At 34.3% G+C, this 24,399-nt stretch carries 24 protein-coding genes; 22 read left to right on the top strand and 2 right to left on the bottom strand.

The window, feature by feature from the left end; translation table 11 throughout:
• Positions 1–58: 58 nt before the first annotated feature.
• The 8 genes from DES36_RS11920 (at position 59) to DES36_RS11885 (ending at position 7,887) form a co-directional block, all read left to right on the top strand.
• A complete protein-coding gene (locus tag DES36_RS11920; protein WP_113921429.1) occupies positions 59–691 on the top strand; it encodes a corrinoid protein in 633 nt (210 codons plus the stop codon).
• Between the two features lie 65 nt (positions 692–756).
• Entirely contained in the window at positions 757–1,737 is a 981-nt protein-coding gene (locus tag DES36_RS11915) for a uroporphyrinogen decarboxylase family protein (protein WP_113921428.1), read from the top strand.
• A 373-nt stretch (positions 1,738–2,110) separates the two neighbouring features.
• The gene (locus tag DES36_RS11910) at positions 2,111–3,292 is read left to right on the top strand and encodes a pyridoxal phosphate-dependent aminotransferase (RefSeq protein WP_113921427.1); all 1,182 of its coding nucleotides are present in this window, start codon (positions 2,111–2,113) and stop codon (positions 3,290–3,292) included.
• Between the two features lie 35 nt (positions 3,293–3,327).
• Positions 3,328–3,744 (top strand): 2-thiouracil desulfurase family protein, encoded by a 417-nt coding sequence (locus DES36_RS11905; RefSeq protein WP_113921426.1) that lies wholly within the window; start codon positions 3,328–3,330, stop codon positions 3,742–3,744.
• Positions 3,745–4,044: 300 nt separating this feature from the next.
• The gene (locus tag DES36_RS11900; RefSeq protein WP_113921425.1) at positions 4,045–4,341 is read left to right on the top strand and encodes a hypothetical protein; all 297 of its coding nucleotides are present in this window, start codon (positions 4,045–4,047) and stop codon (positions 4,339–4,341) included.
• A gap of 109 nt (positions 4,342–4,450) precedes the next feature.
• A complete protein-coding gene (locus DES36_RS11895) occupies positions 4,451–5,458 on the top strand; it encodes a nucleoid-associated protein (RefSeq protein ID WP_170128286.1) in 1,008 nt (335 codons plus the stop codon).
• A gap of 410 nt (positions 5,459–5,868) precedes the next feature.
• Positions 5,869–7,140: an ArsB/NhaD family transporter gene (locus DES36_RS11890; RefSeq protein WP_113921423.1), complete on the top strand. Its 1,272-nt coding sequence runs from the start codon at positions 5,869–5,871 to the stop codon at positions 7,138–7,140.
• Between the two features lie 210 nt (positions 7,141–7,350).
• A complete protein-coding gene (locus DES36_RS11885; protein WP_113921422.1) occupies positions 7,351–7,887 on the top strand; it encodes a hypothetical protein in 537 nt (178 codons plus the stop codon).
• Between the two features lie 404 nt (positions 7,888–8,291).
• On the opposite strand, the gene DES36_RS11880 is transcribed toward DES36_RS11885, so the two are convergent.
• Positions 8,292–9,608 carry a cysteine desulfurase gene (locus DES36_RS11880; RefSeq protein WP_113921421.1) on the bottom strand — a complete coding sequence of 439 codons (1,317 nt, stop codon included), beginning with the start codon at positions 9,606–9,608 and terminating at the stop codon, positions 8,292–8,294.
• On the bottom strand, positions 9,595–10,530 hold the full coding sequence (locus tag DES36_RS11875) for a family 2A encapsulin nanocompartment shell protein (protein WP_113921420.1): 936 nt from the start codon (positions 10,528–10,530) through the stop codon (positions 9,595–9,597). Before DES36_RS11875 ends, DES36_RS11880 begins: the two co-directional genes overlap by 14 nt.
• A gap of 382 nt (positions 10,531–10,912) precedes the next feature.
• Here DES36_RS11875 and DES36_RS11870 point away from each other — a divergent pair, with 382 nt between their 5' ends.
• From DES36_RS11870 to DES36_RS11805, 14 genes are all read left to right on the top strand, one after another.
• The gene (locus tag DES36_RS11870; RefSeq protein ID WP_113921419.1) at positions 10,913–12,451 is read left to right on the top strand and encodes a YifB family Mg chelatase-like AAA ATPase; all 1,539 of its coding nucleotides are present in this window, start codon (positions 10,913–10,915) and stop codon (positions 12,449–12,451) included.
• A 1-nt stretch (position 12,452) separates the two neighbouring features.
• Positions 12,453–13,541 carry a DNA-processing protein DprA gene (gene dprA, locus DES36_RS11865; protein ID WP_113921418.1) on the top strand — a complete coding sequence of 363 codons (1,089 nt, stop codon included), beginning with the start codon at positions 12,453–12,455 and terminating at the stop codon, positions 13,539–13,541.
• 138 nt (positions 13,542–13,679) lie between these two features.
• Positions 13,680–14,210 (top strand): ATP-dependent protease subunit HslV, encoded by a 531-nt coding sequence (gene hslV / locus DES36_RS11860; RefSeq protein ID WP_113921417.1) that lies wholly within the window; start codon positions 13,680–13,682, stop codon positions 14,208–14,210.
• Positions 14,211–14,222: 12 nt separating this feature from the next.
• Positions 14,223–15,620, top strand: coding sequence for an ATP-dependent protease ATPase subunit HslU (gene hslU / locus DES36_RS11855; protein ID WP_113921416.1), 1,398 nt, complete (start codon positions 14,223–14,225; stop codon positions 15,618–15,620).
• Positions 15,621–15,637: 17 nt separating this feature from the next.
• Positions 15,638–16,429 (top strand): GTP-sensing pleiotropic transcriptional regulator CodY, encoded by a 792-nt coding sequence (codY, locus tag DES36_RS11850; RefSeq protein WP_113921415.1) that lies wholly within the window; start codon positions 15,638–15,640, stop codon positions 16,427–16,429.
• Positions 16,430–16,836: 407 nt separating this feature from the next.
• Positions 16,837–17,601 carry a 30S ribosomal protein S2 gene (gene rpsB, locus DES36_RS11845; protein WP_113921414.1) on the top strand — a complete coding sequence of 255 codons (765 nt, stop codon included), beginning with the start codon at positions 16,837–16,839 and terminating at the stop codon, positions 17,599–17,601.
• Between the two features lie 85 nt (positions 17,602–17,686).
• Complete coding sequence (tsf, locus tag DES36_RS11840; protein ID WP_113921413.1) at positions 17,687–18,334, top strand: translation elongation factor Ts; 648 nt, start codon at positions 17,687–17,689, stop codon at positions 18,332–18,334.
• 192 nt (positions 18,335–18,526) lie between these two features.
• On the top strand, positions 18,527–19,237 hold the full coding sequence (gene pyrH / locus DES36_RS11835) for a UMP kinase (protein WP_113921412.1): 711 nt from the start codon (positions 18,527–18,529) through the stop codon (positions 19,235–19,237).
• Between the two features lie 2 nt (positions 19,238–19,239).
• A complete protein-coding gene (gene frr, locus DES36_RS11830) occupies positions 19,240–19,797 on the top strand; it encodes a ribosome recycling factor (protein WP_113921411.1) in 558 nt (185 codons plus the stop codon).
• Between the two features lie 116 nt (positions 19,798–19,913).
• Complete coding sequence (locus DES36_RS11825; RefSeq protein WP_113921410.1) at positions 19,914–20,645, top strand: isoprenyl transferase; 732 nt, start codon at positions 19,914–19,916, stop codon at positions 20,643–20,645.
• Positions 20,646–20,654: 9 nt separating this feature from the next.
• On the top strand, positions 20,655–21,458 hold the full coding sequence (locus DES36_RS11820) for a phosphatidate cytidylyltransferase (protein ID WP_113921409.1): 804 nt from the start codon (positions 20,655–20,657) through the stop codon (positions 21,456–21,458).
• Positions 21,459–21,462: 4 nt separating this feature from the next.
• Complete coding sequence (gene rseP / locus DES36_RS11815; protein WP_113921408.1) at positions 21,463–22,470, top strand: RIP metalloprotease RseP; 1,008 nt, start codon at positions 21,463–21,465, stop codon at positions 22,468–22,470.
• Between the two features lie 7 nt (positions 22,471–22,477).
• Positions 22,478–23,530 carry a flavodoxin-dependent (E)-4-hydroxy-3-methylbut-2-enyl-diphosphate synthase gene (ispG, locus tag DES36_RS11810; RefSeq protein WP_113921435.1) on the top strand — a complete coding sequence of 351 codons (1,053 nt, stop codon included), beginning with the start codon at positions 22,478–22,480 and terminating at the stop codon, positions 23,528–23,530.
• A gap of 172 nt (positions 23,531–23,702) precedes the next feature.
• Positions 23,703–24,368, top strand: a complete 666-nt coding sequence (locus tag DES36_RS11805) for an MgtC/SapB family protein (protein ID WP_113921407.1) — start codon at positions 23,703–23,705, stop codon at positions 24,366–24,368.
• The last annotated feature ends 31 nt before the right edge of the window (positions 24,369–24,399 follow it).

The raw sequence follows: 24,399 nt of genomic DNA, 5'->3' as shown, positions 1-24,399 counted from the left end.
TAATCATAATATATGATTTTTTATAAATTAAGTTTTTATAAATTAAGGAGGAAGTAATATGTCAAAATTACAAGATGTAAAATTGAATGTAGAAAAAGGTAAAACAAAATTAGTAGCAGGTTTAGTACAAGAAGCTTTAGATGAAGGTAATGCACCAAAAGATATCCTTCAAGCTATGGTTGAATCTATGGGTGTCGTAGGAGACAAATTCTCAAGTGGAGAAATATTTGTACCAGAGATGTTAATCGCAGCAAAAGCAATGGCAAAAGGTGTAGATGTACTTAGACCACTCCTTGCTGGAGAAGGAACTGTTTCTTTAGGAACTTGTATAATCGGAACAGTAGCAGGAGACTTACACGATATCGGTAAAAACTTAGTATCTATGATGATTGAAAGTGCTGGATTTGATGTTGTTGACATTGGAGTTGACGTACCAGCTCAAAAATTTGTAGATGCAATAAAAGAAAATGAAAATGTAAAAGTAGTGGCTTGCTCTGCACTATTAACAACTACAATGCCAGCATTAAAAGAAGCTGTTGCAACAATTAAAGGCAGTGGCTTAGAAGGATTTAAAGTAATCGTTGGTGGAGCACCTATTACTGCAGAATTTGCTGCTGAAATCGGCGCTGATGGATTCGCTCCAGATGCAGGTAGTGCAGCTGTTAAAGCAAAAGAATTAGCACAAGCTTAATTTTTAGGATAGAAAGAATTAGGAGAAGATTCTTCTCCTAATTGAAAAACTTAGGAGGCTGCATAATGTTAACAAAAAGACAAAATTTAGTTGAAGTTATGAAGGGTGGAAACCCTGATAGATTCGTAAAACAATACGAGTGTTTCAATATGATTATGAATACTCCTATTACTCGTAAAAAACCACCGATAGGTGGAGAAATTGTTAACGAGTGGGGTGTTACAACAAGATGGCCAGAAGGTCAAATTGGTGCATTTCCAGTACATGATGAAGAACATACTGTTGTAAAGGATATCACTAAGTGGAGAGATGTAGTAAAAGCTCCTAATATTAAATTCCCTGCAGAAGCTTGGGCTGCTGCGAAAGCTTCTGCAGCAGCTGTTGATAGAACTGAACAATACTGTACAGTTTTTGTTGCTCCCGGTCTTTTCGAACACGTACATTACTTAATGAGCATGGAAGAAGCTTTAATGGCATTCTATGAAGAGCCAGAAGCAATGCATGAATTAATTGAATACCTTACAGATTGGGAAATTGAACTTGCTAAGGAATTTATCACTCACTTAAAGCCAGATGCGCTTTTCCATCATGATGACTGGGGTAGCCAAATCAACTCATTCTTATCCCCTTCTATGTTTGAAGAATTTTTCCTTGAACCATATAAGAGAATTTATGGATTCTACAAAGAAAATGGCGTTGAACTAGTTGTTCACCATAGTGATAGCTATGCTGCAAACCTTGTACCATTTATGATTGAAATGGGCATTGATATTTGGCAAGGTGTCATGAAGACAAACAATATTGCTGAATTAATCCAAAAATACGGCAGTCAAATTACATTCATGGGTGGATTACACAGTGGAGAAATCGACTTCCCAGGATGGACGCAAGACATTATAGCTACAGAAGTAGAAAAAGCGTGTACAGAATACGGAAAATTATACTACATTCCTGGTTCAAGCCAAGGTCTAGCAATCAGCTCATTCCCAGGCGTATATGAAGCTACTGATGAAGAAATTGAAAAAATGTCAAAAAAAATGTTCTAGGACCATCATAGATGATTCTAGAAAAAGCAGAGTATGAGTTTATACTCTGCTTTTTAGTTTTTTTGCACAAGCGGAAAGCTGAAAGCGGAATGGGGAACTCTTAAAGCTGGAATGTTTAAAATTATAATGGTTGAAAGGGGGAATCTTAGAGTTAAAAGCTAAAAATGGAAAACAAAAAAATATTATCTAATAAGTTCCGCTGTCGGCTTTCCGCTTTCAGCTATTGTTCCAGTAAAATGTCAGATTATTCTAAAAAATGGGTAAGTTTAATTGTTAATATGTTATACTTATGAGAGAATAAGTCCACAAGGTATGTTTGCGCAGTACCTGATAAGTAGATTTGTAGTTAGGACAAATGAAATGGAGTGATATGATGTTTTCAGAAAACATGGTTCAAAAATTAGAAAGTTCTTCATGGATAAGGGTGATGTTTGAAGAGGGAAACCGACTTGCTAAAATATACGGAGCGGATAAGGTTTATGATTATAGTCTAGGTAATCCTTTTGATGAGCCTCCAGCAGAAGTACAAGAATCCTTATTAAAGCATATAACTAGTGGAGAACCAGGATTACACAAATATATGAGTAACAGTGGATATGGGGATGTAAGAGCAAAGATCGCAAAAAAACTCCAAGAAGAGAGCACGGTTAGCATATCAGACAATAATATAGTCATGACTGTAGGGGCAGCTGGTGGTTTAAATGTCGTTTTGAAATCACTATTAAATGAAGGCGAAGAAGTAATGGTTTTTGCTCCTTATTTTGTAGATTACGGTTCTTATGTTAGTAATTTTGGTGGAAAAACCGTTGTAGTGCCAGCTAATACAGAGACTTTTGAACCTAATATAGAAGAATTTGAAAAGAGGATAAATGCAAAAACCAAAGCAATTATATTAAATACTCCAAATAACCCTACTGGAGTTGTTTACAGTGAAGAAATTCTTAAAAGAATCGAAGAGATTCTTCAAAAAAAAGGGAAGGAATTTAATACTACTATTTACGTCATTTCTGACGAACCTTATAGCAAAATTGTCTACGATGATATTAAAGTACCTTCTATTATTAGTATATTTCAAAACGCTATTGTAGTAGACTCTTTTAGTAAATCTTTAGGTTTAGCTGGGGAACGTATTGGTTATATTGCTGCTAGTAGCAATATTGAAGACATTTCCACATTAGTAAATGTCTTTATATACTGTACTCGAGTCTTAGGTTTTGTTAATGCTCCTGCATTGTTTCAAAAAGTCGTAGGGGACTGTTTATACGTGAAACCAAATGTTGAAGATTATAAAGCAAAAAGAGACTTTTTATACGAAAACTTGGTGCGAATAGGCTTTAAAGTAAATAAACCTCAGGGGGCCTTTTATCTATTTCCAAAAGCATTAATTTCAAATGATATAGAATTTACACAAGCAGCTACAAAACATAATCTCCTCTTAGTTCCTGGATCTGGTTTTGGGTGCCCGGGATATTTTAGAATGTCCTACTGTGTAAATTTTGATATGATACGAAATTCAATACCAGCTTTTGAAAGACTAGCAGAAGATTTCAAATAAAATATTTTAAAGTATTTCGATAGGAGCATAAAAATATGATCTTAGTTAGCGCTTGTTTGGCAGGATGCAATTGTAAGTACAATGGAAAAAATAATAATGTGGATCAAATTCAAGAATTGGTAAAAGCAAATAAAGCTATAACAGTATGCCCCGAAGTGCTAGGAGGGCTACCAACGCCGAGACACCCTGCAGAGATACAAGTCAAAAATGGGGAAATTTATGTAATAAATAAAGTCGGCGAGGATCTCACTAATGAATTTCTAAAAGGGGCAGAAAAAACCTTAGAAATTGCAAGAGATTTAATGCCAAGCAAAATTATATTAAAGTCTAAAAGTCCTTCCTGCGGCTTTGGTACCATCTATGATGGTACCTTTACAGGTACATTAAAAGAAGGAAATGGCCTAACGGCAGATCTTCTTTACAAAAATGGATTTAATATAGAAGAGATTTAGTGTATAAATGAATATTACAAAAAAATTTTCCCTTATAGCGTATTTTCTTTACTATAGGGAAATTTTTTTGTATGAATTCTATATTATCATCATATAAAATCTTATCATAAATGATAAGATACAAAACATCAAACAAATAATATAAATGTATATATTTTACAAAATATCAAAATATAGTAAATTTATTTATATATAAGAATTATCTACAAAAATTGACAATTAATAACACATAAAGTGATTATAATAATAGAATTGCTAACAAATATTACCATCAATCAATTATTATAAGGGGATAGAAAAGTGGAAGAAAAGTATCAAGAAATTAAAGATCTCATATTAGATGGTTTAAACCCTGAAAAAATATATTTACTCGATATGGGTCCTATTTTGCTTCTGGCAATCGTATGGGATAGTGCTAAAAACGACTTTGATAAAAGAATACAGATTAGAAAGCTCTTAAGAAACATAAATATACCTTTTGACATCGTCGTGGTTAGTACAGATGAATTAGAGGAATTAAATAATAAAGGAACTTCATTTACTTGTAATATAATCAAAAATGGCATATTATTATATGATAAAACTAATTGTCAATAATCTGCAAAGCTCTATACATGTAATAGGGCTTTTGTTATGGAAAGTTTTACTTCTTATAGATTAAGTTTATGAATACATGGTAAAATGATATGTTGAAAGGAGCATGAATATGAGCGAAGAAGTAACGATTAAAAGAGCTATTTTACATATCATTGACAATGCCGGAGGAATTTCTGTTATTTCAGACAAAACAATTGATTTATCTTATGAGATACAAGAATACCTTACGAAGCATATAAAGAAGTGTTTTACAGATATTGAAGCAAAGAAAACCATGTTTAAAAATGAATCATTAAATAATTTTCTGTCAACGCTGGAGAATTTTACTCAAGAAGATGATTTTTTAACTATGAGCAAACAGATTGCTAATTTGTTTATAAACTTTATTACAAATGGCACCTCTATTCCATCATGTGATCTGCTAATTGTAGATTTTGTTTGTGATAGCGTTACATATTTGGGTATCTTAAAATTTAATTATAAGTATGGTTATATACACCATGTTGAAGCAGGGGATGGTATATGCAATACGATTATTAAACAACCTTGTTGTTTACCACTTGAATCTCAGAAACTTGATGAATTTGTCATTGTAAATCTACTTGATTTTTCTCTTATTGTTAAAGAGCGAAAATATGAAATCAATGGGATAAAAGAAAATTATATTACAACATATCTTTTAAAATCTAAACTCGTAAAATCTGATAAGGAGATTGTAGATATCGTGGAGAAGACTGCCCATGCAATCATTCAAGAAGAATATAATGGAGATATGGATAAGTTAAATACTTTTCGAAAAGTCATTGCAGATGATTTTATCAATAACAATGAAATAGATTTAGTTAATATTGCAGAGGCAACCTTTGACGATACAGCTGGGAAAACTGCATTTAAACAGGGAATCGAAAAAGCTGGTATACAAGAATCAAAGATAAAAATTAGCCCTTACGCCGAAAAGCGAATTGTAAAAAAACATAAATTAATCACAGATAATGGAATTGAAATAAGCATTCCATCTACATACGTAGGAGATTCAGATGTGGTGGAGTTTATCAACAATGTAAATGGAACTGTATCTATAATGATTAAGAATGTAGAGAAGTTTAATAATAAATAATGTAAATGGGGAAAGGGTTCATACTCTTTTCCCATTTTCTTATCAAAGAAGAATATTAGCGTAATCTTGCTAATATAATAGAGGTATTACAAAATAGTTGGACGGTTGGACTGGAAAAACTTTAGAGCGCAAATCGACAAGACTAAACTCGCGTTCGACGGGATAAAGACCCTTGCTACTACTTTTGTTATCCTGAGCGCTAGCGAAGGATCTCTTCTATCTAATTATTAAAGTACATATTATGTATAAAGAAGAATGTAACATAATTCTTAATGGTTTAATGAAAAATGAATATGGAACAGTACAAATATGCAACCTCTTTATTAAATCTTTTTTGTATTGTGCATTATTCATTGTTATGTGTTCATGGTTTATTAAGGCGTAAGTCGCATATTTGAAGGAGGTATACCATGAAAAGTACTGCACTTATTATTTTTGGTGTAACGTATGTTTTATTGTTGCTATTACCAAAGATGAGATCCTACATATCAATTGCTTCTGCTGCACTATTTATATATTTAGGAATTGTTCCAATATATAAGGCATTACAATACATCAATTGGAATGCTATTTTAATGATTGCAGGAACTATGGGGATTGTCTCCTTATTTATTGAATCTAAAATGCCTGACAAATTAGCAGATATACTCATCTCTCGAATGCCCAATGTCAAATGGGTCGTAGTAGCCTTGTCCTTGTTTGCAGGGCTGGTTTCAGCATTCGTAGATAATGTAGCTACGGTTTTAATGATAGCACCAGTTGCTATAACCATCTCTAAAAAATTAAATATTTCACCAATTGCTATGATTATCTCTATATCAGTATCTTCAAACTTGCAAGGTGCAGCTACTTTAGTAGGTGATACGACCTCAATCCTCTTAGCTGCTCAAGCAGATATGAATTTTATGGATTTTTTCTTCTACAATGGTAGACCTGGTTTGTTTTGGATTGTGCAGATAGGTGCCCTTTTATCTATAGTGGTTTTACTCTATCTTTTCCGAAGGGACCTTCAGCATATTAAGATTAAGTCAGAAACAAAAGTAGAAGACTATTTTCCAACAGTTTTGCTTCTTAGCATGATTAGTCTGTTAATATTGGCATCTTTTATGCCCCATAAACCAGAAATAAGCAATGGTTTTATATGCATGAGCTTATTTATAATAGGCTCTTTGAAATATGATCTTAAGTACCAAAATTTTAATACACTTCGTACTCATGTCAAAGAAATTGATTTTTACACTATTGCATTATTAATAGGTCTATTTGTCTTAATAGGTGGACTAACAGAAGTAGGAATGATTGAAGACATCGGCAAACTCTTTGTCCGTTTAAGTAATGATAATGTATTTGTCATATATACTATAATCGTCTGGGCCTCTGTGTTGTTTTCAGGTTTTGTTGATAATATCCCATATGTAGCAACTATGTTGCCTGTAACAGCGAGTATTGCATCTTTTCTAGCAATTGATCCGACAGTTCTTTACTTTGGTTTACTGATTGGTGCCACTTTAGGAGGCAATCTTACACCTATTGGTGCTTCGGCAAATATTACAGGAATTGGCATTCTGCGTAAAGAGGGGTGGAATGTAGATACCGGTAGCTTTATGAAGATTGGCGTTCCATTTACACTATCTGCAGTCATATCAGGTTATATTCTAGTTTGGATTTTGTTTGGAATATAATTGAAAATTTTCCTATAATGAGAATATTTAATGAATATACTTGATTGGATATTTACACTAAATGAAAATCTATAGTATAATATAAAATAATATGCTGAACGATATCTTTTTCTGGAACAAACACAATAATTTTTGACCTTATATCCCTTGTTTCATGAATCATAATCAGTGAATTAAAAAAATATCATTACACGTTACGGAGGAAGAAAAATGGAAAATCGATTTAATACTAGAAGTATGGTAGTAGCAGCACTTTTATGTGCTATTGGGATTTTGATTCCCTTAGTATCACCTATAAGATTTGTAATAGAGCCGGCATCCTTTACATTAGCTAGCCATGTAGCATTATTTATTGCTGTTTTTATTTCACCTGCTACAGCAGTATTCGTCTCATTAGGAACAACTCTCGGATTTTTTCTAGGGGGATTTCCAATTGTGGTAGTTGCTCGAGCTTTTAGCCAAATCCTATTTGCCTTTTTAGGAGCTCTATATTTAAAAAAACACCCAAATACCTTTAAAAGTATGGGGAAAATAATAGTCTTTGCTATTGTTGTTTCCATCATACATGGTTTAGGTGAAATCTTAGCAGTGTCTCCATTTTACATTGGGCAAAGTTTATCGGATTTAGAATATCAAAGAGGATATATTTACTCTATTGTAGGAATGGTAGGCATCGGAACCTTCATTCACAGCCTAGTAGATTTTGCAATAGCTTACTGGATATGGAAGGTAATACCTAAGAAATAGGATGTGCCTAGCGCATTGGTTACCAGCTGCCAGCGACCAGTCACCAGTACTCTAGGGCTGGTTTTTAGGGCCATAATATGACATACATACAGAATATCAAATTGTAATTAGAATTAAAATTGAGCCTTTCTTTAACACAAAAAGCAAACAAATTATAATAAATTTGTTTGCTTTTTTATATAATAGGAAACCCTTACTTTTGATATAGGCTCCAGCCCAGTCATCCTGAGCGCAAGCGAAGGATCTTGACGCAAAAGGAATACCCAAATACTAGCGACTAATGCGCCAAACGCGCTATTCTTGTTTACTAGAAAAGCTTTACTTACTATCTGTGCAAATGTTACCTCTAGTAGCTGATGCCCCAAGACGAATACAATATGCTGGTGGCTGGCCGCTAGCAACTTCTATCTAAGCATTTTCATAAGTGAATTGGCTAGAATGTCGATTTCTTCTCTTGTATTGTAGATGCCGATAGATGCGCGGATGACGCTGTTAAAGCCATAGTGTTTTAAAACAGGTTGAGCGCAGTGATGTCCTGAGCGGACTGCTATGCCATCTTCATTAAGCTTATGAGCAGCTTGATCTGGAGAGAGTCCCGATAGTATAAAGGATATAACACTAGACTTATTAGGCGTAGTGCCAATTAAAGATAATCCAGGTAAATGGGATAATCTTTCCATAGCGTAATTTGTTAATTCTGCTTCATGAGCCATAATTCGATTGATTCCAATATTATTAACATAATCTATTGCCGCACCTAAGCCAATGGCATCTGCAATATTTCCTGTACCTGCTTCAAATTTGTAAGGAAGACTATTGTATTCTGTAGAATCAAACGTCACATTTTTGATCATACCGCCGCCTCTTTGATAAGGAGGCATATTCTGTAATAATTCTTTTTTTCCATATAATACACCTATGCCAGTGGGACCGTAAATCTTGTGACCTGAAAACACATAAAAATCTGCATCTACTTCATTTACATCTATACCTATATGAGCAATACCTTGAGCTCCGTCTACTAATACCTTTGCTTCAGATGCGTGGGCTATTTCGATGATTTCTTTAATAGGATTTATAGTGCCCAGGATATTCGAAAGCTGTGTGATAGCTACGATTTTCGTTTTAGGAGAGAGAAGTTTTTTGTATTCCTCTAAAATAAGCTCACCACATTCATTTACAGGTATGATCTTTATTGTGGCTCCCTTTTTCTTAGCTAATTTTTGCCAGGGGACAATATTAGAGTGATGCTCCATAATGCTGAGGATGATTTCATCACCCTTTTCAATATTGGATTCACCAAAGGTTTCTGTTACTAAATTAATCCCTTCTGTAGTTCCTCTAACAAAGATGATTTCTTCTAAAGAAGACGCACCAATAAATAGTCGGATTTTTTCTCTTGCAGTTTCATAAGCATCAGTAGAGATTTTTGCTAATGTATGAGCTCCTCGATGAATATTAGAATTGTACTTACTATAGTATTCTTCTAAGGTATTGATTACATCTTTGGGTTTTTGAGTAGTTGCCGAATTATCCAGCCATACTAATGATTTTCCATTTACTCGGGTTTGTAAAATAGGAAAGTCCTTGCGAATGGAGTAAATGTCTAGGTCTGCTCTTCTAAATGGCGCATTATTGTTAATAGTATGAACATCGGGTTTATAATTTGATAGGAAGTAGTATTCACTACTCCTATCCTGAAACCATTTACTCGTAATCATAATAATGCCCTATATTGACATTTTCAAGCATTCCAAGTGCATCATTCGTAAGAACAGCTAAACCATAATACAGTGTCATGATATAGGACATAATGCCCATATCATCTATTCCACCGAAATGAACGGATAAACTAGGTACCTGGCATTCACCTGGAACACCTGGCTGATGCAAACCTATAACCCCTTGTTCTCTTTCGCCTACTCGCATGAGTAAAATACACGTGTTGCCTAAAGAATCTATTTTTACCTTATCGCAAGGAACCATAGGAACTCCTCGCCAAGTAACAAATGGTGAGCCAAATATATTTACTGTAACTGGTGGTACCCCTCTACAGGTGCATTCTCTTGTAAATGCAGCAATGGCCTTTGGATGTGCTAAAAAGAAAGCGGGTTTTTTCCATACAGTTGCAAGCAAATCATCTAAATCGTCAGGGGTAGGCGTCCCTTTTCTAGGCGGAATCCTCATGGATGGATCCACTGATGCTAGTAGTCCAAATTCGGAATTGTTGACTAGTTCACATTCCTGCTTTTCCCTCATTTTTTCAATTGTTAATCTCATCTGCTCTTGTTTTTGATTAATAGGCGAATTGAAGATATCGCTTACTTGAGAGTTAATCTTTAAAATGGTTTGAATAATATTTAATGTATATTCCTTAGGATTACAGTTGTAGTCCATATAGTTTTGAGGAATACAATGCTCACCAATATTGTCAGAACACATGCCTTCATTTGAATCATCTATCACTTTATTTACACGGTATACTCCCGCCTCTGTTGAGACCCAAGGAAGAAAAGAAAGAAGCCAACGGGGAGTAATGGAATCCATCATAGGAATGGATTTTGTTGTATTGGATAATCTTCTCGCAGCCTTTGGCCCGAGACTTCGATTGTTAGGATTTACTAAATTGTCATTTAAACTCATATTTACACCTCTAATTGTATTTGTTTAAGCTTTTGCTTAAATACTCTATATTGATTGTTCATATACTAAGAAATTTATTTTTTTAATAATTAATACCTCAATGTCTGTTTCTATATTGTTGTTCATTAAAATTACAAAACTACCCGTAGTGCCATGACTACATTTACTCACATCCTATAATCTATGACTTAGAGCTGAATTGACCTATGAGACTTGACCCTAGAACATTGGTAGCTGGTGATTAATTGCTGATGGCTTTCTCTTTATAGTATATTCTCAAAAAAAGAGCTTGTGAATGTTTGAATAGTCAATTAAAGGATATTTTGTAATAATATAGATATATTAAATTTATTCTGGTACAATAAATTTTGAGGTGATGACTGTGCTGTCAAGTATTTATAGTTGCTCTATTCATGGAATAGATGGACTTGTTGTAGAAGTAGAAGTAGATATTTCTAGCGGACTCCCTGTATATGCATTAGTAGGCTTACCTGACACTGCCATAAAAGAATCAAAGGAAAGGGTCTTCTCTGCTATTAAAAACAACGGTTTTCGCTATCCTATGAAAAAAATCACGATTAATCTAGCTCCAGCAAATATTAAGAAAGAGGGAGCTTACTATGATTTACCTATTGCCATTGGCATTCTTTGCGCTTCTGAAGTCATCACATCTGTTGTATCTCTAAAGGATTACGTCTTTATAGGGGAGTTGTCTTTAAAAGGAGATATTCGACCAGTTAAAGGGATTTTACCAATGGTTCTTGCAGCAAGGAACAATCATTTTAAAGCTATTATTGTTCCTGAAGAGAATGCTTTAGAAGCATCTCTTGTAAAAGAGATCAAAGTATTACCTGCTAAGCACATCTATCAGGTTATTGAGTACATAACGGGAAAAACAGAAATTAAACCTTATATTACAGATATTGATGGGTTTTTAACAAGTGAACAAGAGCATTCTGTTGATTTTAGTGAAGTAAAAGGACAGGAGAGTGTAAAGCGTGCTATGGAAGTAGCTGCAGCAGGATATCACAATATGCTCATGCTAGGTCCTCCCGGAAGTGGGAAAACCATGTTAGCTAAACGGTTTGCAACAATACTTCCTAAGATGACAGTAGAGGAATCTTTAGAAGTGACAAAGATTTATAGCATCACAGGTCTTCTCAAAGGGAAACCATTAATAACAGAGAGACCATTTCGAAGTCCTCATCACACCATATCTACTACGTCTCTCGTAGGAGGAGGAACTTTTCCAAAGCCAGGTGAAGTATCTCTTGCCCATTTAGGAGTTTTGTTTTTAGATGAAATGCCAGAATTTAAAAAAAGCGCCTTAGAAGTTTTAAGACAGCCTATGGAAGACAATGTCGTCAATATCTCTAGAGTAAGTGCATCGATTACTTATCCAGCTTCCTTTTTACTTATCGCTTCCATGAATCCATGCCCTTGTGGCTATTACTCGGATGAAGAACATCAATGTCAATGCACGCCTAGGCAAATAAAAAACTACTTAGGAAAGGTCTCTGGTCCACTTCTAGATCGAATTGATATTCAAACAGAGGTAAAGAGAACGAAAATCGAAGATTTACAGGATAATGAAAAAGCTGAGAGTTCAAAAGATATTTGCACTCGTGTTAACAATGCTAGGAGCATTCAATTAGAGAGGTATAAGAATGAGAAGATTTACTTTAATTCTCAGCTTTCTGCGAATCAGATAAATAAATACTGCCATCTAGGAAAAAATGAAGAGCTTCTTATGAGACATGCTTTTGAACGGATGAATTTAAGCCCTAGAGCTTATCACAAGATTATCAAATTAGCGAGGACCATAGCTGATTTGAGAAACACAGAGAAAATAGATGAAACACATATAGGAGAAGCCCTCCAGTACCGTAATTTAGATCGAAAATATTGGGAGATGTATTAATATGGAGGATAGAGAGTATATACTTTGGATGAGCTTATTAAAAACCATAAGCGTAAAGAATTTTTATGATTTATATAAACATTTTGATAGCATGGCCACACTATATCATTGCAGTCAAGAGGAATTATCAAGGTGCAATCTATTAAACTTTGCTCAGATACAAAATATTGTATCTAGTAAATCCGATGGTTCTCTAGAAAAGTACTTAGAAATGCTTCAGCAAAAAAAAATAAAATACCTAACCATAAATGATAACTCATATCCTTTCATATTAAAGAATATTTATTTACCACCCCCAGTATTATACTACTATGGAAAGATTGAAGAAGTTCCCTTTGAACATTCTATTGCCTTAGTTGGCTCAAGAAATGCATCTTATTATGGATTAAAAATGAGTGAAAAAATTGCTTTTGAACTAGCCTCTTTAGGAATTACAGTAGTTAGTGGTATGGCTAGGGGTGTAGATTCTATGGCTCATGTAGGTGCTCTAAAGGGAGGTGGAAAGACTGTAGCTGTTTTAGGAAATGGCATAGATATTATTTATCCAAAAGAAAATAGCAAACTGTACAAAGAAATTATGGAAAATGGGCTTGTCTTATCAGAATATCCTCCTGAAGTTCAACCTATGCCTTACAATTTCCCTAGGAGAAACCGTATCATCAGTGGATTATCTATAGGTATCGTGGTTGTAGAAGCTACAGCTAAGAGCGGTTCTCTTATAACCGCAAAATACGCATTAGAACAAGGAAGAGAAGTGTATGCTCTTCCTGGAAATGTGAATAATAAAAATAGCACTGGAACAAACTTGCTTATAAAAGATGGAGCTAAGCTGGTCACTTCTTGTAAAGATATTTTAGACGATGTATTCCCTATGTTCTCCTCTAAGAAAGAAGAATTAGAGCCTTTTGATGAAATGAATTTATCAAAGGAAGAAAAAGAAATCATCAAGTACATTAAAATGGGCTATTGGGATGCAGATAAACTCTGTCAAAAATTGAATCTGCCCATAAACCAAATTCAAACCACTTTGACTACCTTAGAGATTAAAGGAAGGATTGCGATTTATAAGGGGAATTACTTTATAAAATAAGGTGGTCAGGTGGTCAGGAAAACCAAACTCGCCTAAAGGCGAGACGGTTTTCCCTTCCGCTTTCTGCAGTTTTTCATTTCTTGCAAGTTCAAAGTAGATATGGTATCTTAAAATGACTACTTATATGAGGTGAGGTTTATGTTTCATGCTACTACGATAATAGCAGTAAAAAAAGATGGACAGTGTGCTATGGCTGGAGATGGGCAAGTGACTATGGGTGAGACCACAGTTATGAAACACACTGCAAAAAAGATCAAGAAAGTGTATAATGATAAAGTCCTCGTTGGTTTCGCAGGTTCTGTAGCAGATGCATTTACCTTAAGCGAAATGTTTGAGGGGAAATTAGAGGAGTATGCTGGTAATATTCTTCGAGCTTCTGTAGAAGTGGCAAAACAATGGAGATCAGATAAAGTACTTAGAAAATTAGAAGCTCTTTTATTGGTTTTGGATAAAGAAAGTATGTTTTTAATTTCAGGCAGTGGGGAAGTCATAGAGCCTGATGATGGGGTCTTAGCAATTGGCTCTGGTGGTAATTACGCTTTATCTGCAGGAAGAGGTATGCTTCGCCATTCGAATCTTTCTGCAAAGGAAATAGCTTATGAATCTCTAAAAATTGCTTCTGAAATTTGTGTATATACAAATGACAATATTATTGTGGAAGAATTATAAGGGGTGACACATATGAAGGATTTAACTCCAAGGCAAATTGTTCAAGAATTAGATCGATATATTATAGGGCAAGAAGAAGCAAAAAAGGTCGTAGCTGTAGCCCTTCGAAACAGATTAAGAAGGAGTAAGTTACCTCTTGAGCTGCAAAAAGAAATTACACCTAAAAACATCATCTTAATTGGACCTACAGGAGTAGGAAAAACAGAAATCGCTCGAAGACTTGCAAAACTAGTAGATGCTCCTTTTGTAAAAGTAGAGGCGACGAAATTTACAGAGGTAGGCTACGTTGGCCGGGATGTTGAATCAATGGTTCGAGATTTAGTCAATACTTCTATTCGAAATGTCAAAGAAAAATATATGTCTACAGTAAAAGACAAAGCAAAAGAAAATGCAGAAAATAGAATTGCTGATTTGCTAAAACCTCTGCCTAAAAAGAATAAAAAATCAAAAAATCCCTTTGATATGTTATTTAATGCTGGTGAAGAAGAAGACAAGGACGAAATTAATACAGAAGCAGAAAATTACGAACTCATTAAGAGAGAACAGGAAACCTTATTAGAAAAATTAAGAAGTGGTCAATTAGAAGAAGAAATCGTAGAAATTGAAGTAGAAGACAATACCTCTGCTCCTATTGGCATTTTAGGTGGAATGAACATTGATGATTCAATGAATTTAAGCGATATGTTTGGTGGTATTCTACCAAAGAAAACGAAGAAGAGAAGATTACCTGTACGAGAAGCAAGGGAAATCCTCCTACAACAAGAAGCGCAAAACTTAATCGATATGGATATGGTTATTAGCGAAGCTTTAAAAGAAGCAGAAGAAAATGGTATCATATTTTTAGATGAAATTGATAAAATCGCAGAAAAAGGAAATAAAAGCGGTCCTGATGTATCTAGAGAAGGTGTTCAAAGAGATATTCTTCCGATTGTAGAAGGTTCTACAGTAAACACAAAATATGGACCTGTAAATACAGATCATATTCTATTTATCGGAGCAGGAGCTTTTCATACGACGAAAGTATCTGATTTGATTCCAGAACTTCAAGGAAGATTTCCAATTAGCGTTAAACTAAACAATTTGACAACAGAACACTTTGTAAGCATTTTGACAAAACCTGAAAACGCTTTAATTAAGCAATATAGAGAGTTGATTAAGACAGAAGGTGTAGAATTAATATTTGAAGAAGATGCCATTGTTGAAATCTCTCAAATAGCAACTTACTTAAATGAACAGCAGGAGAATATTGGCGCTAGAAGACTGCACACAGTCATCGAAAAGCTTGTGGAAGAAATTTCCTACTACGCTCCTGATTACGAGCAAGAGCAGTTTATTGTATCTGCAGATTATGTAAAGAATGTATTTCGAAAAACAGATTATTACAAAGATATGAGGAAATACATTTTGTAAGACCTTTGGAGGCTAATATGCAAAATTTACTCGATAAGATAAGAAAAGTGAATAAAGTACTACAATACTCTATTAGTGACGATGTAGAGACATTTTCAAAAATAAGCGAAGTTTTAAGTGAGGTAATGAGCTGTAATGTATATATTGCCGATGAAAATGGCAAATTACTTGGTTATGCATTTACAGAATTATTTACATGCCAACTCAATGTTTCAACTTTAGAAGCCAAGGGGACAATGTTTCCCCAAAGCTTCACTAAAATAATCAATTCATTTGTGGAAACGTCCGCAAATATTAAAGAAATAGACCCTATTTGTGTATACAATAGCTCAATTAATTGTCCATTTGAAGGCGATCGTTATTCTACATATGTCCCTATCAATGCTAGTGGCTCTCGATTAGGGACTCTCGTCTTGGCAAAATTCAAAAACAGCTTTAGCGAAGAAGATCTTATTCTAGCAGAGGTATCTGCTACTGTAGTAGGACTAGAAATGCTTGGCATCAAAAACAGGGCATTAGAAAGAGAAGCTCATCATAAGAATGTAGTGCAAATGGCTATTAGCACCTTATCTTATTCCGAATTAGAGGCAATGATACACATTTTTAAAGAGCTAAACGGAAATGAAGGTATGCTAGTAGCAAGTAAAGTAGCAGACCGAGTAGGAATTACTCGCTCTGTTATCGTCAATGCTCTTAGAAAGCTAGAAAGTGCTGGCGTAATTCAAACCAGATCTCTAGGAATGAAGGGTACTTATATTAAAATATTAAATGATAAATTGTTAGAAGGACTTGAGAAAGCACACGATTAACCTTCTCATGGGCATTTTTCTGGGGTCAACCATCAGTAGCCAGCTATCAGCGTTCAGTTTAGGGCATTTCTTCTGGGTCTTATAGCTACCTTTAGGTAGCAAAAGGCTGGTGGCTGATTCCTAGCTGCTGAAATTTGTTAGTGCTTGAAATTTAATAGTTTAATAAATATAAAATAAACTTGCTAATATTAGCGAATTATGGTAGAATTACTACCGTCAAAACACACACCTTTTGATGCTTTGCATGGTGCCCTTTTTTGTTGTAAGTTGTAAGTTCTAGATTGTAAGAATTGTGTCACCTTTGGTGACTATGCTTTTACATAGAACTTAGAACATAAAACTTAGAATAAAAGTGGTCCGTAGAGTATGTGATAAAGGTGGAGGTTAAAAAACCAGGAGGTAAAATTATGTCACAAGTATCAATGAAACAATTATTAGAAGCTGGTGTTCATTTTGGACATCAAACAAGAAGATGGAATCCTAAAATGGCTCCATACATCTTCACAGAAAGAAATGGAATCTATATTATCGATTTACAAAAAACAGTTGGTCTTATTGACAAAGCTTATAACTTTGTTCGTGAATTGACTGATGCAGGTGAAAAAATCTTATTTGTTGGAACAAAAAAACAAGCACAAGAAGCAATTAAAAAACAAGCTGAGCGATGTGGAGCTTATTATGTAAACCACAGATGGTTAGGCGGTACATTGACAAACTTTGAAACCATCAGCAAGAGAATAAAAAAATTACATGAAATCAATGTAATGGAAGAAGATGGAACATTTGATGTTCTTCCTAAAAAAGAAGTATTAAACTTAAAAGCTGAAAGAGATAGATTAGAAAAATATCTTGGCGGTATTAAAGGAATGACAGAAATGCCAGGTGCTATGTTTATCGTAGACCCTAAAAAAGAAAGAATTGCTATTGCTGAAGCAAAAAATCTAGGAATTCCTGTTATTGCTATTGTAGATACAAACTGTGATCCTGATGAAGTTGATTACTTAATCCCAGGTAATGATGATGCAATTCGTGCAGTAAACTTGTTAACTGAAACTATTGCAAATGCAATTTTAGAAGGTAATCAAGGTGCACAAGGACAAGCTGAGTCTACTGAAAGTGTAGAAGAATCTGTTGCTTCTACTGAAGAAGAAACAACTACTTCCGAAGAGTAATTAGATAAGGAAGAAGTCAGGAGTAAAGCCTTACTTCTTTCTTTTTACGTATACTATAATTCAGATAAATAAGGAGGTCATTTTAATGGCTACTGCTCAACAAGTTAAAGAATTAAGAGAAAAAACTGGAGCTGGAATGATGGATTGTAAAAAGGCTCTAGTACAATGTAATGATGATATGGAAAAAGCAATTGAATTTTTAAGAGAAAAAGGACTCGCTTCTGCTTCTAAAAAAGCTGGTAGAATTGCTGCAGAAGGAATTGTAGAATCATATATCCATTTAGGTGGAAAAATAGGTGTATTAGTTGAAGTAAACTGTGAAACAGATTTTGTTGCTAAAAATGAAGATTTCAGAGCTTTTGTAAAAGATATTGCAATGCATATTGCTGCTTCAAATCCTCTTTATTTAAATGAAGAAGAAGTGCCAACAGATGTAATTGAAAAAGAAAAATCTATTTTAAAAGCACAAGCTTTAAATGAAGGAAAACCTGAAAAGATCGTAGACAAAATGGTAGAAGGTAGAATCAAAAAATACTATAGCGAAATATGTCTATTAGATCAACCATTTGTAAAAGATCCAGACAAGACAATTCAGCAACTAGTAAATGAACAAATCTCTACTATTGGAGAAAATGTTAAAATCAGAAGATTTGCTCGTTTCCAAATGGGTGAAGGTTTAGAAAAGAAAGAAGAAAACTTTGCTGAAGAAGTAGCAAAACAAATGGGTAACTAATTCCCGAACACAAAGCTGGATACTCTAAATACGCTTGTCTTTCTGATTTTGTTAAATCATTTGTATGGCAGGCGGTTTTGAGCTTGAAAAGAGTTTTATTAAAGGAACTCATTTTCTTTCCGGTTTTGTGTTATTTTTTTATATAAGTGAAGAAATTGTTAGGAAATAATGGTATTATATTAGGAGGATAAGATGTTACCAAAGTATAAGAGAGTGATTATCAAATTAAGCGGAGAAGCTTTAGCAGGAGATGCTGGCTTCGGTATAGACCCTGCAACCATACAAAATATTTGTTTAAGCATAAAAGAAGCCAAAAACTTAGGCGTTGAAATCGCTATTGTTGTCGGTGGAGGAAACATATGGCGAGGCAGAAATGGTGAAGGTATGGACCGTGCAACAGCTGATTATATGGGAATGTTAGCTACAGTGATCAATGCATTGGCTCTTCAAGATGCACTAGAAAATATGGGTGTAGATGTGAGAGTTCAAACAGCTATTGAAATGAAAGAAGTTGCAGAACCTTATATTCGGAGAAGAGCTATCAGGCATCTTGAAAAGGGAAGAATTGTCATCTTTGCTTCAGGCACTGGTAACCCATATTTTTCTACGGATACGACAGCAGCATTAAGAGCAGCTGAAATTGACGCCGAAGTAATTCTTTCAGCTAAAAAAGTAGATGCAGTTTATGACAGCGATCCAAATATAAATCCTGATGCTAAAAAATTCACTAAATTATCTTATATTGATGTTTTGAATAAGGGTCTAAAAGTTATGGATTCTACAGCGATATCACTTTGTATGGATAATAGCATTCGCATTTCCGTATTTGGTCTTCACGATCCTAATAATATTGTAAAAGTTCTTTGTGGCGAAAATATTGGAACAATCGTTGAGGAGGATTAATTATGATCAAAGAAATCAAAGATGAATGCAAAGTAAAGATGGAAAAAGCCATTGTTAGCTTAAAGTCCGAGCTAAATACCATTCGAGCAGGAAGAGCTAATCCAAAGATTTTAGACAGAGTAGTAGTAGAGTATTATGGAACGCCAACTCCATTAAATCAATTGGCTAATATTTCGACTCCAGAGCCAAGAATGATTATGATTTCACCTTGGGATGCAAAATCAGTAGGGGATATCGAAAAGGCTATACTAAAGTCGGATTTAGGACTAAATCCAAGTAATGACGGCAAGATTATTCGTTTAGTCATTCCTCAACTTACAGAGGAAAGACGTAAAGATTTAGTTAAAGTTGCTAAAAAAACAGGAGAAGATGCAAAAATAGCTATTCGTAATATTCGCAGAAACGCTAATACATCTTTGAAAAATGCTGAAAAAGAAACTCTTATTACGGAGGATGAATTAAAAACAGCAGAAGCGGATATTCAAAAAATGACAGATGCTGAAATAGTGAACATCGATGAAATTATCGCTGATAAAACAAAAGAGATTTTAGAAGTATAATTAACCATAGTTGAACAATTGTTTAACGTTCGTTTGACTATTGCTCTACAATCGTTTCACTATTGTTAGAAAAGACACCCTTTTAAAAGGGTGTTTTACATTTAGGAGGTGTTGTCATGGCATATGAAGCAGAAATTGACAAAAAGAACCTACCCAAGCATATAGCCATTATAATGGATGGCAACGGGCGATGGGCAAAAAAGAGATTTCAACCAAGGTTATTTGGCCATAGGGCTGGAATCGAGTCCCTACGTGAAATTATTCAAGTTTCTTCCGATTTAGGTATCAAAGCCTTAACAGTTTACGCCTTTTCTACTGAAAACTGGAAAAGACCCAAATCAGAAGTAGATGGTTTGATGAAGATGCTTATAGAATATTTTAATAAAGAAATTGATGAACTAAATAGGAATAATGTAAAAATTAGAATCCTGGGTGAACGATCTGCCTTGTCAAAAAAAGTAAAATCTACAATTGAAAAAGCTGAACGTAGAACAGAGGATAATAGAGGGCTTATTTTCAATGTAGCCATAAATTATGGTGGTAGGGATGAAATCATTCAGGGTATAAAAGCTTTATATCAGGACATGATAATGGGGAAATATTCCATAGAAGACTTAAATGAAGATCTATTTACAGAATATCTATTTACAGAATATCTAGAAGATCCTGATTTAATCATACGTACTAGCGGTGAAGTTCGAATGAGCAATTTCTTAATATGGCAAAGTGCTTATAGTGAATTGTATTTTACGGATATTTTGTGGCCCGATTTTAAAAAAGAAGATTATTATGATGCTATTTGTGATTACCAAAAAAGAAAAAGAAAATTTGGTGGCATAATTGTATAGGAGGCTTGTATGTTAACGCGAACTTTAACAGCCATATTAGGTATTCCACTTCTCATATTTATAATACAAAAAGGGGGGAGCTTATTATTTGCTTCCTTACTTGTACTTTGTAGTGTGGGCTTATTAGAATACTGCAATGCAGTAAATACAGATGAAAAAATAAATGTGAATCCAATGTTAGAAGCTCTTTTAGGTATCTTCTTATTGTGCCTCTTTTATTTTGAAATTCAATTTATTGTACCCGGCCTTATTCTTTGTTTTATGCTGATTTTCATTCATCAAATATTGAGTAATAAAGTTTACGTCCTACAAGGGATTTATGCGTTTTTGGGTTTGTTTTACGTAGCTTTTTTATTAGGTCATATCCTTTTATTTGAAAAGTTGGAAAATGGAACGTATATATTATGGTTGGTCTTTATTATTAGTTTTACTACAGATACTTTCGCCTACATATCAGGTGTGAATTTTGGAAAACACAAATTATGTCCACAAATTAGCCCCAAAAAGTCTGTAGAAGGTGCCGTTGGCGGTGTAGTAGGTAGTATCATTGCTACTGTCATTTATGGTTATTTTATGAACAAATACGGCTATTTGAATTTTCCACTCTTCTTTTATTTTATACTGTCGCTTATAGTTAGTGTTTTTTCACAATTTGGAGATTTGACGGCTTCTCTTATAAAAAGGACATTTGGAGTAAAAGACTATGGACATATCTTTCCTGGACATGGTGGCGTATTAGATCGATTTGATAGTATTATTTTTGCCACACCAGTAGTATATTATATTACGTATTACTATATTTTGTTGAGGTGATTAAATGACTTTTCAAACCATCCTTATGGCAATTCTCATATTCGGCTTTTTAATTGTCATACACGAATTTGGCCATTTTATATTTGCAAAATTATCTGGAGTTGTTGTAGAAGAATTTGCCATTGGCATGGGTCCCAAACTCTTTGGTTATCAAGGTAAAGAGACAAAGTATTCCTTAAGACTCATTCCTATGGGTGGCTATTGTCAAATGCTCGGTGAAGATGCTGAAGATTATCAGAGAGGCAGTTTTAACAGCAAAAGCAAGCTTGCACGAATTCTTATTCTTTCAGCAGGATCTTTAATGAATCTTTTAGGTTGCATTGTGCTTTTAATGATTATATTTTTTATAGTTGGCGTTCCTAGTACTACCCTTGACCTTGTAGAAAGGGATTATCCTGCCTATGAAGCTGGTTTACGTCAAGGAGACACTATTGTAGCCATAGAAGGAAAAGATGTTGATTCCTGGGAAGATGTAACATCTCAGATTAGTTCTGCAGAGGAAAAGATTTATTCTGTTGACGTCTTGCGTGATGGTCAACTATTGAACTTTAGTATAGCATCAAAATTTGATGAAGAATTAAATCAACATCGCATAGGTATTACTTCACTAAGAGAAAAGAGCATCTTTTCGTCTTTTACAAATGGCTTTAAACAGACTTTCTTATATGGAAAGCTGATTCTTGAAAGCATAGGTCAACTATTTACAGGAGAGGTGTCCACAGATTCTCTAACAGGGCCTATTGGAATCGTATCTGTTGTAGGGCAAAGCATGGAATATGGCATAGTAGCAGTATTAAATTTAGCTGCTGTAATCAGTATTAATTTGGCAATTTTTAATATATTGCCTATACCAGCTCTTGATGGTAGTAGAATTTTATTTGTAATTATTGAAGCTATAAAAGGCTCTCCGGTTTCTCCTGAAAAAGAAGGTAAAATACATTTTGTGGGCTTTGCTCTGCTCATGGTAGTGGCAATATTTGTAGCCTATAATGATATTCTAAGATTGAGGTGATTGATTGATTACGCGAAAGAAAACTAGAGAAGTTCGAGTTGGAGAGATCACTATTGGAGGAAATAATCCCATCGCTATACAGAGTATGACGAAGACGGATACAAGAGATGTAAAGGCTACTGTAAATCAGATAAAAGAATTAGAAGATGCCGGTTGTGATATTGTAAGAGTAGCTGTAGTAAATGAAGAAGCAGCAAAAGCTATTAAGGAGATTAAGAAGTCTATATCTATTCCATTAGTTGCAGATATTCATTTTGATCATCATCTAGCCCTTACAGCACTAGAAAGTGGCGTTGATAAACTAAGAATCAATCCAGGAAATATAGGCGATGAATCTAAAGTTAAAGAAATTGTGCAAAAAGCAAAAAAAAGAAGTGTACCCATTCGAATTGGTGTAAATTCTGGTTCCTTAGAAAGGGATCTCTATGAAAAATATAATGGGGTCACACCAGCAGGTCTTGTGGAAAGTGCTTCAAGGCATATTGAAATACTAGAAAACCTAAATTTTGAAGATATTGTAATCTCCATTAAGTCATCAGATGTGCTATTATCTGTAGAGGCTTATAAAATATTTAGTCAAAAGTACGACTACCCCCTTCACATCGGGATTACTGAGTCAGGTACCTACAATATAGGTTCTGTAAAATCTTCAGTAGGTTTAGGGATTTTATTATATCATGGTATTGGAGATACTTTGAGGGTTTCCTTGACGTCTAATCCAGTAAATGAGATTAACGTGGGCGAAGAGATTTTAAAATCCTTAGGCATTTTCGAAAAATCTCGAATCGAGTTTATCTCTTGCCCTACCTGCGGAAGAACAGAAATTAACTTAATGGAAATTGCAGAGAAGATTGAAAAAGAGTGCAAACATATTCGAAAGAATATAAAAGTAGCTGTTATGGGCTGTGTAGTAAATGGTCCGGGAGAAGCACGAGACGCCGATATTGGCATCGCAGGTGGTAAAAATAAAGCTGTATTATTTAAAAAAGGGGAAATACTCCGTACTGTAGATGAAAAAGATGTTGTGGCTGAAGTGTTAAAGGAAATTCATAATTTGTAACTGGATTATTTTTGGTTTTAATGGATTATTAAATATAAAACCTTCAATTAAAAATGAATAGTGAACATTGATCATTGAACAGTACAAATATGCGATATTTTATTCAATCTTTATATATTGTTAACTATTCATTGTGCTGTGAGTCGCATATTGGTTGAAAAGGGGGGTCTATATGAATTTAACGATCACAGATATGACTATACGACTTGTGCTCTCTGTAGTATTAAGTGGTTTTATTGGCTTTGAAAGAGAGTATACAAAGAAGCCAGCAGGCTTTCGCACTCACATTTTAGTTTCTATTGGAGCTACTACTGTAATGATAGCTGGCTTGATGATGTTTCGAGACTATAGTAGTTTGTCTAATATGGATCCTAGCCGTCTAGGTGCTCAAGTTATCAGTGGAATTGGTTTTTTAGGAGCTGGAACGATTCTAAGAGAGGGCTTTACAGTAAAAGGTCTCACTACTGCTGCAAGCATATGGGCCGTAGGATGTATTGGCCTTGTAGTAGGTGGAGGCTATTATGAACTAAGTACCATCTCTACCTTAACTGTTTTTATTACTTTAAAGATATTTGGAAAAGTACAATATAAATACGAAAATACTTATGAAGTATATCTATTTCATATAAAATATACAGATGATTTTAGCGTTGAAACCTTGTTTCAATACTTGGATAAAAGGAGTCTACAGCTTTTATCCTTACGTTATAATGAAGAGGATGCTGAGTTTACCTTGCGAATCAATAAAAGTTTAGACTATATCGCATTGCTTAAAAGAATATCTGAAGAGAAAAAAATATACTATATAAACACTCAGGTAGAATCAGAGATAAGATGAAGTCCTACTAGTCATACATTATATAAGCATT

The organism is Alkalibaculum bacchi, from assembly GCF_003317055.1.
Lineage (GTDB): Bacteria > Bacillota > Clostridia > Eubacteriales > Alkalibacteraceae > Alkalibaculum > Alkalibaculum bacchi.
This window is presented reverse-complemented; position numbering and strand designations above follow the sequence as displayed.